12 protein-coding genes are annotated in these 11,829 nt (G+C 72.1%); 5 read left to right on the top strand and 7 right to left on the bottom strand.

Annotated elements, in window-relative coordinates:
* Positions 1-36: 36 nt before the first annotated feature.
* Positions 37-1,560 carry a DUF4331 domain-containing protein gene (locus tag HW837_RS42540; RefSeq protein WP_045557002.1) on the bottom strand — a complete coding sequence of 508 codons (1,524 nt, stop codon included), beginning with the start codon at positions 1,558-1,560 and terminating at the stop codon, positions 37-39.
* A gap of 233 nt (positions 1,561-1,793) precedes the next feature.
* Between HW837_RS42540 and HW837_RS42535 the strand changes: the two genes are divergently transcribed.
* From HW837_RS42535 to HW837_RS42525, 3 genes are all read left to right on the top strand, one after another.
* Positions 1,794-2,336: a sigma-70 family RNA polymerase sigma factor gene (locus HW837_RS42535; RefSeq protein ID WP_045557003.1), complete on the top strand. Its 543-nt coding sequence runs from the start codon at positions 1,794-1,796 to the stop codon at positions 2,334-2,336.
* A 34-nt stretch (positions 2,337-2,370) separates the two neighbouring features.
* Positions 2,371-3,183: an anti-sigma factor gene (locus tag HW837_RS42530; RefSeq protein ID WP_093791895.1), complete on the top strand. Its 813-nt coding sequence runs from the start codon at positions 2,371-2,373 to the stop codon at positions 3,181-3,183.
* A 115-nt stretch (positions 3,184-3,298) separates the two neighbouring features.
* Positions 3,299-3,565 (top strand): hypothetical protein, encoded by a 267-nt coding sequence (locus HW837_RS42525; protein WP_045557005.1) that lies wholly within the window; start codon positions 3,299-3,301, stop codon positions 3,563-3,565.
* A gap of 39 nt (positions 3,566-3,604) precedes the next feature.
* Here the strand turns inward: HW837_RS42525 and HW837_RS42520 are convergent, their stop codons facing one another.
* The 3 genes from HW837_RS42520 to HW837_RS42510 form a co-directional block, all read right to left on the bottom strand.
* The gene (locus HW837_RS42520) at positions 3,605-4,828 is read right to left on the bottom strand and encodes a CaiB/BaiF CoA transferase family protein (protein ID WP_045557006.1); all 1,224 of its coding nucleotides are present in this window, start codon (positions 4,826-4,828) and stop codon (positions 3,605-3,607) included.
* A 106-nt stretch (positions 4,829-4,934) separates the two neighbouring features.
* A complete protein-coding gene (locus HW837_RS42515; RefSeq protein ID WP_193381906.1) occupies positions 4,935-5,717 on the bottom strand; it encodes an ABC transporter permease in 783 nt (260 codons plus the stop codon).
* Entirely contained in the window at positions 5,714-6,691 is a 978-nt protein-coding gene (locus HW837_RS42510; RefSeq protein ID WP_093791899.1) for an ATP-binding cassette domain-containing protein, read from the bottom strand. Before HW837_RS42510 ends, HW837_RS42515 begins: the two co-directional genes overlap by 4 nt.
* Before the next feature lie 63 nt (positions 6,692-6,754).
* Between HW837_RS42510 and HW837_RS42505 the strand changes: the two genes are divergently transcribed.
* Positions 6,755-7,462 carry a TetR/AcrR family transcriptional regulator gene (locus HW837_RS42505; RefSeq protein WP_193381905.1) on the top strand — a complete coding sequence of 236 codons (708 nt, stop codon included), beginning with the start codon at positions 6,755-6,757 and terminating at the stop codon, positions 7,460-7,462.
* Between the two features lie 9 nt (positions 7,463-7,471).
* On the opposite strand, the gene HW837_RS42500 is transcribed toward HW837_RS42505, so the two are convergent.
* Genes HW837_RS42500 through hmgA form a run of 3 tightly spaced genes read right to left on the bottom strand, consistent with a single transcriptional unit; the run spans position 7,472 to position 10,784 of the window.
* Positions 7,472-8,668 (bottom strand): type ISP restriction/modification enzyme, encoded by a 1,197-nt coding sequence (locus HW837_RS42500; protein ID WP_193381904.1) that lies wholly within the window; start codon positions 8,666-8,668, stop codon positions 7,472-7,474.
* A gap of 12 nt (positions 8,669-8,680) precedes the next feature.
* A complete protein-coding gene (locus HW837_RS42495; RefSeq protein ID WP_193381903.1) occupies positions 8,681-9,430 on the bottom strand; it encodes a GntR family transcriptional regulator in 750 nt (249 codons plus the stop codon).
* A gap of 28 nt (positions 9,431-9,458) precedes the next feature.
* Complete coding sequence (hmgA, locus tag HW837_RS42490) at positions 9,459-10,784, bottom strand: homogentisate 1,2-dioxygenase (protein ID WP_045557012.1); 1,326 nt, start codon at positions 10,782-10,784, stop codon at positions 9,459-9,461.
* Between the two features lie 318 nt (positions 10,785-11,102).
* Here hmgA and HW837_RS42485 point away from each other — a divergent pair, with 318 nt between their 5' ends.
* Positions 11,103-11,720: a TetR/AcrR family transcriptional regulator gene (locus HW837_RS42485; protein WP_093791903.1), complete on the top strand. Its 618-nt coding sequence runs from the start codon at positions 11,103-11,105 to the stop codon at positions 11,718-11,720.
* Positions 11,721-11,829: the final 109 nt, after the last annotated feature.

The raw sequence follows: 11,829 nt of genomic DNA, 5'->3' as shown, positions 1-11,829 counted from the left end.
CGGGCCCCATGGGGAAGGGCCCGGACGCGGGGCCGGCTAGTAGTACGCGCGGTCGTTGCGACGGCGCCACCACAGCAGGCCCGAGCCGATCAGCAGGACACCGGCGGCGCCGGCACCCGCCGAGGCGGCGATCAGGGTGGTGTCGTCGGTGCCGCTCTCGACACCGCCGCCCAGCGCGCTGCGGACGTTGTTGGTGGTGTTGCCCTTGACCGTCTTGCCCCGCGAACCGGCCGTCGGCAGACCGACGTACGGGAAGGACTTGCCGAACTTCTTGTCGTTCTTGTCGACCGCGTCGCCCAGGTCGTTGGGCGCGTCGACCAGTTCGCCCTCGACGACCTGGAGCGCGATGTCGATCACGTCGTCGGTGAGCCGGCGTCCGTTCGGGAAGCCCTGGTTGTCACCGTCCAGCACACCGAGCCGCTTCGGCTTCTTGGTGGGCTCGATGGAGGTGTTGAGCCGCAGCTGCTCCGAAGGGGTCACGTGCGGCGGCTGGTTGAGGCCCTCGACGCCCTTGAGGAAGACGTCGACGAGGTCGTTGCGCGGCTCCTTGGGGGCCGGGATCTTGTAGATCGCCTCGATGAGCTTGGGCAGCTCGGGCTCGGTGACGTTCTTCAGGAACTGGGCGTCGTCCACCGGCGAGGACGCGTTGAACTTGTCCTTGTCGCCTATGGGGTTGACGACCTCGTTCACCAGCGGCATGCCGAGGCGCGACACCTGGTGGTACTGGCCGTCGGCGCCCTCGCGCTGCGTCGTCGACCAGATGCCGACGATCGGCTGGTCCTTGGACTGGGCGAGCGCCTCGCTCGGGATCTGCAGGGCGATCGAGTTGACGTTGTAGCCCTTCAGCGTGTCCCGCCCGACCTCGGAGAGGTCACCGCCGTAGAGCAGGTCGAAGACGCGCAGGTCCAGGAAGAACGGGTCGTCGGCCTGACCCGCGTACGTGGTCACCCCGCTCGCCGTCTTGTACACGGCCTCGTCGCGCAGCTTCTTGAAGTCCGGCATCGACGCCTTGCCGACGTTCGACGGCGCCACCCACACGTCGTCCGCGAGCTTGGTCTTGGAGACCGCGCGGCGGTTGTCCAGCTTGATGAGGTCGATGTCGTACGTCTGCGTGATGTTCAGGTCCGGGTCGTCGAGGCTCTCGACGACGCCCGTGTTGTACAGGAAGGTCTTGTCGTTCTTCGTCTTCGTCTTGAACGTGTACCGGAAGATGAGGTCTTCCTGGGCGTCGCCGTCCTGGTCGACGCGGATGTCGTACTCCGCGTCCTCGGAGAAGGTGAAGAAGTTCGGTCCGCCCGCCGGCTCCTCGAAGGGGATCCAGTTCGCGATCACCGTGGTCGTGTCCGGCTTGTCGGGGCTGACGAAGGCGTACACGTCGGTGTTGTCGAACTGGGGCTCCCCCGAGATCAGCGGGGCTTCCCGGTGGCTGGAGGCGGAGGCCGCCCCCGGCTGCAACACGGTGACGCCGGCGGCCGCGAGTCCTCCGGCGGCCAGCGAAGCACAGATGAGGGACGCGATGCTCCGCCGTCCCGCGCCGCTCCTGGAAGTAGGTGTCGTCATGCCGTCCGTCCTCTGTCCCAACTTGCCTGACGAACGCCATTCGGAGCGGTCGGCAGGGTGGATTGGTCGAATCCCAAACGTTCTTACGGCGCGTTTGAAAGGTTGTTTCAGCGGAGAGCGGGATTTGTTGATCCGGATGTCGTCCGGATCCGTAACCCCATCCGGAGGTGGGTCGGTTGCGAATGCCTTACGCGCGAGGATGGCCGTGCTCGGCCGGAGGCGAGGGGGAGCGAGTGGAGGCGGACAAGCTGCTGGTCCGGGTGGCCGGGGGCGACCAACGGGCGTTCGAGGAGTTGTACGCGGTGGTGTCCGGCCCGGTGTTCGGGCTGGTGCGCAGGGTCGTGAGGGACCCCGCGCAGTCGGAGGAGGTGGCCCAGGAGGTGCTGCTCGAACTCTGGCGCTCCGCGGGCCGGTTCGATCCGGACCGGGGCAGCGCACTGTCCTGGATACTCACCCTCGCGCACCGACGCGCGGTGGACCGGGTGCGCAGCGCCCGCGCCGCCACCGAGCGCGAGCAGCGCGAGGGACGACGCAACCACCACCCCGCCTTCGACCAGGTCGCCGAGGAGGTCGAGGCCGGACTCGAACGCCAATGGGTACGCCACTGCCTGGATAAGCTCACCACCCTCCAGCGCGAGTCCGTCACCCTCGCCTACTACGACGGCTACACCTACCGTGAAGTGGCCGAGCGGCTCTCACTGCCGCTCGGCACGGTCAAGACCCGTATGCGCGACGGACTCACACGGCTGCGCGAATGCCTGGGAGGAGTCGCATGAGCGCCCTGTACGGCCGGCCCGGGGGAGGTGCCGAGTGAGCCTGTTCCGCCGCGAGGACCTGCACTCGCTCGCCGCTCCCTACGCCCTGGACGCCCTGGAGCCCGACGAGCGGCGCCGCTTCGAGGAGCATCTGGAGCGCTGCGACCGTTGCCCGGCCGAGGTGCGCGCCCTGTCCGAGGACGCGGTCCGGCTCGCCTGGTCGACGGCCGCGCCCGCGCCGGCCGCGATGCGCGACCGGGTCTTCGCCGCCGTACTCAACACCCCCCAGGAGAACCGGTCCTGGAGCGCCCAGCCGTCGCGGCCCCAGCATCTGCCGCGGCATGTGTGGGGGACCGAGCCGCCGCCGAGGTCGCGCGCCCGTGCGCCCCGGTTGCGCTCTTGGCTCGTCCCGCTGTCCACCGTCACGGCGGCCGCCGCACTCGTGGTGGCGTCCCTCTTCGCCGTCCAGGCCGACCGCACCCGCGACGAGCTGGCCGCCGAGCGGGTGCGGGCGAGTGAGATCGACCACGTTCTCGCGGCACCGGACGCCCGCGCGACCAGTGACCGGGACGCGGAGGGCCACAGAATCGGAGTGATCGCTTCCGCGGAGGAGGGGAGCGCGATCGTGACCCTCAGCGGATTCGAGGACCTCCCGAAGAAGCGGGTGCACCAGCTCTGGCTCATGCGCCCCGACGTGCAACCACGCTCCCTGGGCCTCTTCGACGGCGACACGCCCTTGGTCACGAGCGGATTGGACACCGACGCGACGTCACTCGCCGTGACCGTCGAACCCGACGGTGGATCACCGCAGCCCACCAGCCAGCCAGTTGTCCAACTCGCCCTGGAATCGGTCGGATTCGGAGAGTAGTCAGCAACACCGTTACGGGGTAGGTGAATACCAGGGCCGTGATTCCCGAGTGCTCGGGAGGGGCGATATGGTTACGCTGCCCGGGCCGGGTGGACTCGTACGGGTGGGGAGTGACATGGAACAGATAACAGTGCGCAGGGCGCGGGTCCCTGCGATCACGTGCGGGAGCAGCGCGACCAGTTCGCGTCTCGACCGACATCTCTCGGTGCTGAGCGGCCCCGCCGTGCCACAGCGCGAGGCGGCCGAGGCGACCTCGCTGATGCGCGAGCTGACGTCACGTTCCCCGCAGGAGCGCAGCAGCCGCAAGGACACGCGCGTCGGCCGGGTCTCGCTGTTCGCCCCCCTGAAGAGGCTGCGCCGCTCGCTGTTCGGCAGCCGCTAGCACCACAGCACCAAGGGCTCTCCCGCAGGAGGCCCGCGCTCAGGCCACCACGCCGTCCCGGCGCAGCGCTGCGATCTCGTCGTCCGTCATCCCCGCGGCACGCAGCAGCGAACCGGTGTGCTCCCCGAGCGCGGGCACGGCCCCCATCCGCGCCTCGTCCCCGCCCGGCAGCGTGATGGGCGGCAGCAGTGCCCGCAGCGGCCCCACCGGTGACTCCACCTCCCGCCAACGGTCCCGGGCCGCCAGTTGCGGATGTTCGGCCACCTCCGTCACATCCCGTAGCCGCGCACAGGCGATCCCCGCCGCCTCCAGCCGCGCCAGCGCCTCGTCGGTGTCCAGCAGCCCCAGCGCCCCGGCGACCAGTTCGTCGGTACGCGCCCGGCGCTCGACCCGCGCCGGATTCGTCGCGAACTCCGGGTCGTCGGCCAACTCCGGCCGCCCCAGCACCTGTTCGGCGAGCCGCCGCCACTCCCGGTCGTTCTGCACCGACAGCAGCACCCGCCCGCCGTCCGCCGTCGGATAGGCGTCGTACGGCGCGATCACCGCGTGCCCGAGGCCCGTGCGGGCCGGAGCGCTCCCGCCGTGCATCGCGTGGTGCAGCGGATGCCCCATCCACTCGGCCAGCGCCTCCAGCATCGACACCTCCACCGGCCCGCCCCGCCCGGTCACGCCCCGGCGGACGAGCGCCGCGAGCACCCCGGAGAACGCGTACATCCCGGCGGCGATGTCCGCTGCCGGGATGCCCGCCTTGACCGGCCGCTCCGGGGTCCCCGTCACCGACACCAGCCCGGCCTCGCACTGCACGAGCATGTCGTAGGCCCGCTTGCCGGCGTACGGCCCCGACGCCCCGTACCCCGAGATGTCCACGGCGATCAGCCGGGGGTGCGCCGCGCACAGCGTGGCCGCGTCCAGACCGAGCCGGGCCGCCGCGCCGTGCGCGAGGTTCTGCACGAACACGTCCGCGTCCGCCACCAGCCGGCGTACGACGGCCAGGCCGCGCGGGTCCTTCAGATCCAGCGCGAGGGACTCCTTGCCCCGGTTGCACCACACGAAGTGCGAGGCCAGGCCCCGGGCCGCCGTGTCGTAGCCCCTGGCGAAGTCACCGCCGTCCACCCGCTCGACCTTGATCACCCGTGCGCCGAGGTCGGCGAGCTGCCGGGTGGCGAAGGGGGCCGCGACGGCCTGCTCGACGGCGACGACGGTGATGCCGTCCAGGGGCAGGGGATCACCGGCGCGGGGGAGTGGTCGCATGCCGTGGATCATGTCCCCGCCGGGGCGCCGTTGTCACCAGGGAGTGCCGCGTGTCACGCGCCCCGGCGAGCGTCCCGGCGTCGACGGCCTCCGGCCCGTCCCCCGAACGGGCCGGAGGTCACCTGGGGCCCGCCGCGTAGGTGCGCACCGCGAGCGGCACGAACATCGCGAGCAGGACCGCGCACCAGAGCAGCGACCCGGCGACGGGATGCGACACCGGCCAGGCGGCCCCCTCCGGCACGGCCGCGTTCCCGAAGAGGTCGCGCAGGGCGGTCGCGACCGCGCTGATCGGGTTCCACTCGGCGGCCGTGCGCAGCCAGCCCGGCAGACCCTCGGTCGGGATGTACGCGCTGGAGAGCAGCGGCAGCAGGAAGGTCGCACCGCCCAGCTGCCCGGCCGCCTCCTCGTTGCGGGTGAGCAGCCCCAGGAAGATGCCGATCCACACGCAGGCGAACCGGAACAGCAGCAACAGCGCGAGCGCGCCGGCCGCCGCGAGCGCGCCCCCCTCGACCCGCCAGCCCACCACCAGCCCGACGAGCAGGAACAGCACCGTCCCCGCGACGGTCACCACCAGGTCCGCCAGCGCCTGGCCGAGGGGCACGGCGGCCCGGCTCATCGGCAGCGTCCGGAAGCGGTCCATCACGCCCCGGTGGGTGTCCTGGGCGGCCTGGAACATCCCGGTCATGATCCCGCCGGAGGCCGTCGCCACCAGCAGACCGGGCACCAGGAACCGCCGGTACTCCTCGCCCGGCACGGCGAGCGCGCTGCCGAAGACGTACCCGAAGAACAGCAGCATCGAGACGGGCATGGTCTGGGTGAGGATCAGCAGCCCCGGGTTGTTGCGGACCCTCCGCAGCTGCCGGCCCAGCATCGCCGTGCCGTCGTACGCCAACGCGCTCATGCCGCACGCTCCTCGAGGTCTCGTCGGTCGCGGAGGTCTGCCGGTGCGCCTGAGGTGAGACGGAGGAACACGTCGTCGAGAGTGGGCGGGCGCAGGCTCGCGTCGAGCAACGGCACGCCCGCCGCGTCGAGTTCGCGCACCAGCCGGGGGAGGGTGAGCGTCGGGTCCAGCGCGATCACGCCGACGGCGTGCCGGTCGTGGTCGAACGAGGGTTCCGCGCCCGTGAGTTGGTCGAGGACACCGGCCGCGGCGGTCATCGCGTCCGCGTGGGCCACGACGACCTCCGCGTACGCGCCGATGAGCGCCTTGAGTTGGGGTGGCGAACCGCTGTGCGCGATCCGGCCCCGGTCCATCAGCACGACGCGGTCGGCGAGTTGGTCGGCCTCCTCCAGGTACTGCGTGGTCAGCAGCACGGTCGTCCCCTCCTCCTTCAGGGCGCGCACGGCGTCCCACGTCCGGTTGCGGCTGACCGGGTCGAGGCCCGTGGTGGGCTCGTCGAGGAAGAGCACCGCCGGGCGGCGGACGAGGCTGGCCGCGAGGTCGAGCCGGCGGCGCATGCCGCCCGAGTAGGTGGAGACCGGCCGGTCGGCGGCCTCGGTCAGGCCGAAGCGGTCGAGGAGTTCGGCCGCGCGAGCCGCCGTGTCGCGGACCCGGTGCAGCCGCGCGAACAGCCGGAGGTTCTGCCGCCCGGTGAGGTCGCCGTCGACCGACGCGTACTGCCCGGTCACCCCGATCATCCGCCGGACCGCGGCCGGCTCCCGCACGAGGTCGTGGCCCGCGATCCGCGCCGACCCCGCGTCCGGCCGCAGCAGCGTCGCCAGCAGCCGTACGGCCGTCGTCTTGCCCGCCCCGTTCGGGCCGAGCATCCCGACCACCGTGCCCTCCTCCACGGCGAGATCGAGGCCGCGCACGGCACGGACGTCGCCGAAGCTCTTCTCCAGACCCTCACTAAGTACAGCGTACGTAGTAGTCATGGGTCGACCATAGCGCATTACGTACGCTGTACGTAACTAGGATGGTGGCCGAGGTGATGACCGATGGCTGGCCGAGCGGCCCGACCCGAAGTGATCTGGGCGCGCCCCGAGCGCACCGGCCGGGGCCCGCGGCCCGCGTTCAGCCGCGCGGACATCGCGGCGGTCGCCGTGCGGCTCGCCGACGCGGGCGGCCTGGACGCCGTGTCGATGCGGCACGTCGCCGCGGAGCTGGGCTGCGGCACGATGTCGCTCTACAACTACGTCCCCCGCAAGGAGGACCTGTACGAGCTGATGGTCGACGTGGTCGCCGGGGAGCACGAGCTGTGGGAGCCGGGCGGCGACTGGCGGGCCGATCTGCGCCGGGTGGCCCACCAGGCGCGTGACCTGCTGCGTCGCCACCCCTGGATGCCCCGGCTGATGTCGCCGGTCTACGGCTTCAGCCCCAACGGGCTGCGGTATCTGGAGCACTGCATGGCCTGCATGGACTCGCTCGAAGCGCCGTACGGGGCGAAGATGCAGCTCCTCGGGATGCTGAACGGGTGCGTGACGACCTATGTCGCGAACGAGCTGGCGACCGCCGAGCGGGTGCGGTCGCTGCCGTGGTCGGAGGAGCGGGAGAACGAGGTCCGGATCGCCTACCTCGGCGGGCAGATCGCGAGCGGGGCGTATCCGCGGCTGGCCGCGGCGTTCATGGAGGACTCCGGGCCGATCGACCTGGAGGCGGTGTTCGAGTGGATGCTGGACCGGGTGCTGGACTCCTTCGCGCCCTAGCGGGCCGCCTTACAGCAGGGTGAACTGGCCCTCCGGGCCCTCCTCGCGGTGGTCCAGGACCGAGGCGGGCCGACGGGAGGAGTCCGGGACGGGGAGCACCCCCGCCCGGCGCAGGTCCGTCGTCGTGATCGGGTCCTCGACCGTCAACTCCTCCTGCCTCGGCCGAAGTTCGGCCAGCAGCGCCAGCACCGTGATCAGTTCGAGCAGCTCCGAGGTCCAGGACTGCGGCCAGGTCGCCGGGCGGATCGCCTCCAGGGTGCCCGGCTGAGCCGGTTCCGTCCGGCGGGTGAACCACTCCTCCAGCACGCGGACACCGCCGACGTGGAAGTCCCAGGCCTCGGACGGGACGGGGGAGATACGGCCCTCGTCGACGACGAGACTCTCCTCGTCGCGGTCGTAGCGGAACTCGACGGGACGGGACGGGAGCGGGGCGCGCACATAGGGCCGACGGCCGCCGGGGAGCTTCGGGCGTTCGCCGTCGCGGCGCATCAGCCACAGGACGCGGCGGCCCAGCTCGACGCCCCGCGACCAGCGGCCGGGGTCGGCCGGGAGGGGCACCGCGACAGAGCCGGGGCCGGGGCGCGCGGCCACCAGGATCCAGGCGAGGACGTCGACGGGATCCACGCCGCCGCCGGTGCCGAGGCGCTCGCCCAGGTACTCCGTCAGACCCGGTGCCAGGTTCGGCTCGACGGCACCCGGGCGGCGGTACAGCGGGTGGACGCGGCCGACGCGGGGGCCGTGCGGCGGGGCGAGCGGGAGCACGGACGACGCGGTGAGCAGAGGGCCCACGGAGTCCTGGGCGACCGTCTGTTCGACCACGAAGACCTGACGGTCGTCCGCCACCCGCCACAGCTCGGGACGGGCGGCGTCGATGAGCCGGTGGTCGGGGACGAGCCACTGCTCGTCGAAGGGGGCGGCCAGCACCCGGACCGGCTCCGGGCAGGGGCCCGACTCCCGGGCCAGCCGGCCGGTGCCGGTGGTCCGGCCCGGCAGCTGCGTCACCGCCGAGGTGAGCGTGCGGGAGCGGGTGGGGACGAACAGGGTCTCGCGGTCCGGGCCCTCCGCCTTCATCAGGGCGTCCCAGCGGGCCTTCAGGGACACGGCGTCGGGGGCCGCCGGCCACCCCCGGCCCAGCCGTGGCGGTGCGACGGACCACGGCATGAGGTCCGCGAGCGGCGGAGCGTCGTCGGGCGTCACGCTGGGCATCGTACGGCCTCGTCAGTGGGCGTCGAGGGACACGGTGAACGAGAAGCGGTCGCCGCGGTAGTGGATGACCGCGACGTCGAGGACGCGGCCGGACTCGTCGTGGGTGACGCCCGTGTAGTGCAGGATCGGGCTGAGCAGCGGCACCTGGAGGAGGCGGGCGGTCTCCGGGTCGGCGATCCGGGCCTCGACCGTGTCGGTGATCCGGCCGATGCGCACGCCCACGACGTCGCGCAGCACCTTGGTCATCGGCCAGCGCAGCAGATCGTCACGGTCGATGCGCTCGGCCAGCTCGGGACGCACGTAGTTGCGGGCGTGGTTGGTGGGCTCGCCCGTCCGCTCGTCGCCGCGCAGTCGGTGGTAGAGGGCCACCTCGGTCAAGTCCGGGAAGTACGGCGAGAGTTCACCCGACAGGGGGGTGCTGCCCTGCTCCAGCAGCTCGGTCGTCATCCCCGACTGCTGGGCCACGATCGCGTCCACGGAGCCGAGCAGCCGGACCGGTGAGCCCCGCCGGGCGCTCGGCTCGATGAACGTGCCGCGCCGGCGGTGCCGGCTGATCAGCCCCTCGCCCTCCAGCTCCTTCAGCGCCTGCCGCATGGTCAGCACGCTCACGCCGTAGTGCACGGCCAGCTGCTCCTCGGTCGGCAGCCGCAGGGGCTCCTGCGGCTGCCGGCCCAGTATCGAGGCGCGCAGGGACTGCGACACCTGGTACCAGAGCGGCAGCTTGCGGTTCAGGACGATCGAGTCCGGAGCGAAGGAGGTCACGTCGGTATCCGTACCCGGCCCGGCGGGTTCAGCGCAACGGGCCGAAGTGGCGCCGCAGCCCGGACCACACGTCGTCGTACCGCTGTTGCAGCTGCTCCGAGCGGGCCGCCTGCGCGGTGGTGAGGACCGGCCAGCGCGTCTCGAACATGAAGGCGAGCCCGTCGTCCACCCGTTGCGGCTCCAGCTCCGCCGCGCTCGCCCGGTCGAAGGTCTCCCGGTCCGGACCGTGCGCCGACATCATGGTGTGCAGCGAGCCGCCCCCGGGCACGAAGCCCCCTTCTCCGGCTGTCTTCGCGTCGTACGCGCCCTCGATCAGCCCCATGTACTCGCTCATCACGTTCCGGTGGAAGTAGGGCGGCCGGAACGTGTCCTCACCCACCAGCCAGCGCGGCGCGAACACCACGAAGTCCACCGCCGCGAGGCCCGGGGTGTCGCTCGGCGAGGTCAGCACCGTGAAGATCGACGGGTCCGGGTGGTCGTAGGAGATCGTCCCGATGACGTTGAAACGGCGCAGGTCGTAGACGTACGGGGTGTGGTTGCCGTGCCAGGCGACCACATCGAGCGGGGAGTGGTCGTAGCGGGCGGTCCAGAGGTTGCCGCAGAACTTGTTCACCACCGTGACCGGGCCCTCGACATCCTCGTACGCGGCCACCGGCGCCCGGAAGTCACGGGCGTTCGCGAGGCCGTTGGCGCCGATGGGGCCGAGGTCGGGGAGGCGGAAGGGGGCGCCGTAGTTCTCGCAGACGTAGCCGCGGGCGGAGCCGTCGAGGAGGTCGACGCGGAAGCGGACACCCCGGGGGATGAGGGCGACCTCGCCGGGCTCGGCGCGCAGCAGGCCGAACTCCGTGCGCAGCAGGAGGCCGCCCCGCTCGGGGACGATCAGGAGTTCGCCGTCCGCGTCGCCGAAGACCCGCTCCATGGCGGAATTGGCGTGATACAGGTGCACCGCCATACCCGTGCGCAGGGTCGCGTCGCCGTTGCCGCCGAGGGTCCACAGCCCGTCGAGGAAGTCGGTGCCCTCCGCGGGCTCCGGCAGCGGGTTCCAGCGCAGTCGGTTGGGGTCGGGGACGGTCTCGGTGAAGGGGGCCGTGCGCAGCGTGCCGTTGTCCGTGCGCGTGAACGCGGGGTGCGCGGCCGAGGGGCGGATCCGGTAGAGCCAGGAGCGGCGGTTGTGCGACCTCGGCTCGGTGAACGCCGTGCCGCTGAGCTGCTCGGCGTACAGGCCGAGCGGGGCGCGCTGCGGGGAGTTGCGGCCGTGCGGCAGCGCGCCCGGGACCGCCTCCGAGGCGTGCTCGTTGCCGAAGCCGGAGAGGTACTCCAGCCCCTCGGCCGTCTTCCTCGCGTCCCCGCTCATGCCCGCTCCCTCGCGATCTTCGATTCCTGTGCTTCACCGTAGGATTCGGCCGGGGCGGGTGCAAGGGGGCGAAGCGGCGGCGAGGGCCCGACGGACGACAACCGGACGCCGCCGGGGCGTCCACAGATCGGGTGCATCGGGCGGAGGGGGAGAACCGGACCGCGGGGGGATCCGTCCTGTCAGTGCGGTGCTCTAGTCTCCCGGCAGGCTGTGGGCGTGCGGATGTCCGGTGTCCGCGCGGTCCCGCGCTGAGCGGGAGCGGCGGTACCGGCCGTACTGATATTCGGACAGCTCATCGGACCTAGGCGGAAAGGCATCATGAAGCCCGTGTCCCAGGCGACCTCCCTGCGCCGCGCCCCCGTGCAGCGGCGCAGTGCCGAACGACTGACCAGGATCCTCGACGCCTGCGCCGACCTCCTCGACGAGGTCGGCTACGACGCGCTGAGCACCCGTGCCGTGGCGCTGCGCGCGGGTGTGCCCATCGGCTCCGTCTACCGCTTCTTCGGCAACAAGCGCGCGATGGCCGACGCGCTGGCCGAGCGCAACCTGGACCGGTTCACCGACCGGGTCACCCGCCGGTTGAAGGCGACGGGCGGGCGGGACTGGCGCACCGCGATGGACGCCGTCCTCGACGAGTACCTCGACATGAAGCGCAACACCCCGGGCTTCGCCCTCATCGACTTCGGCAACCAGATCCCGGTCGGCGGCAGCCGCCAGGAACCCAATCACCGCGTCGCCGACCGCCTGTCGCAGCTGCTCTCCGCGTTCATCGACCGCGCCCCCGACGAGGACCTGCGCCGCACCTTCCTGATCGCCGTCGAGACCGCCGACACCCTGGTCCACCTGGCCTTCCGGGTCTCCCCGGAGGGCGACGAGCGGATCATCCTGGAGATGCGCGAGCTGCTGCGGGCCTATCTCGCGCGTGTATTGGACTGAGGCCGGCCCGGGGGCCGGGGCCCGGCGATGCCGCCGGCCTCCGGCACCGGCCCCGGCCTCCGACCCCGGCCCCGGCCTCCGGCCCCGGCCCCGGCCTCCGGCCCCGGCC

Source organism: Streptomyces caniscabiei (genome assembly GCF_014930365.1).
GTDB classification, from domain to species: domain Bacteria; phylum Actinomycetota; class Actinomycetes; order Streptomycetales; family Streptomycetaceae; genus Streptomyces; species Streptomyces caniscabiei.
Note: the sequence above shows the minus strand (reverse complement) of the source record. Positions and strands in the feature narration are given on the sequence as shown.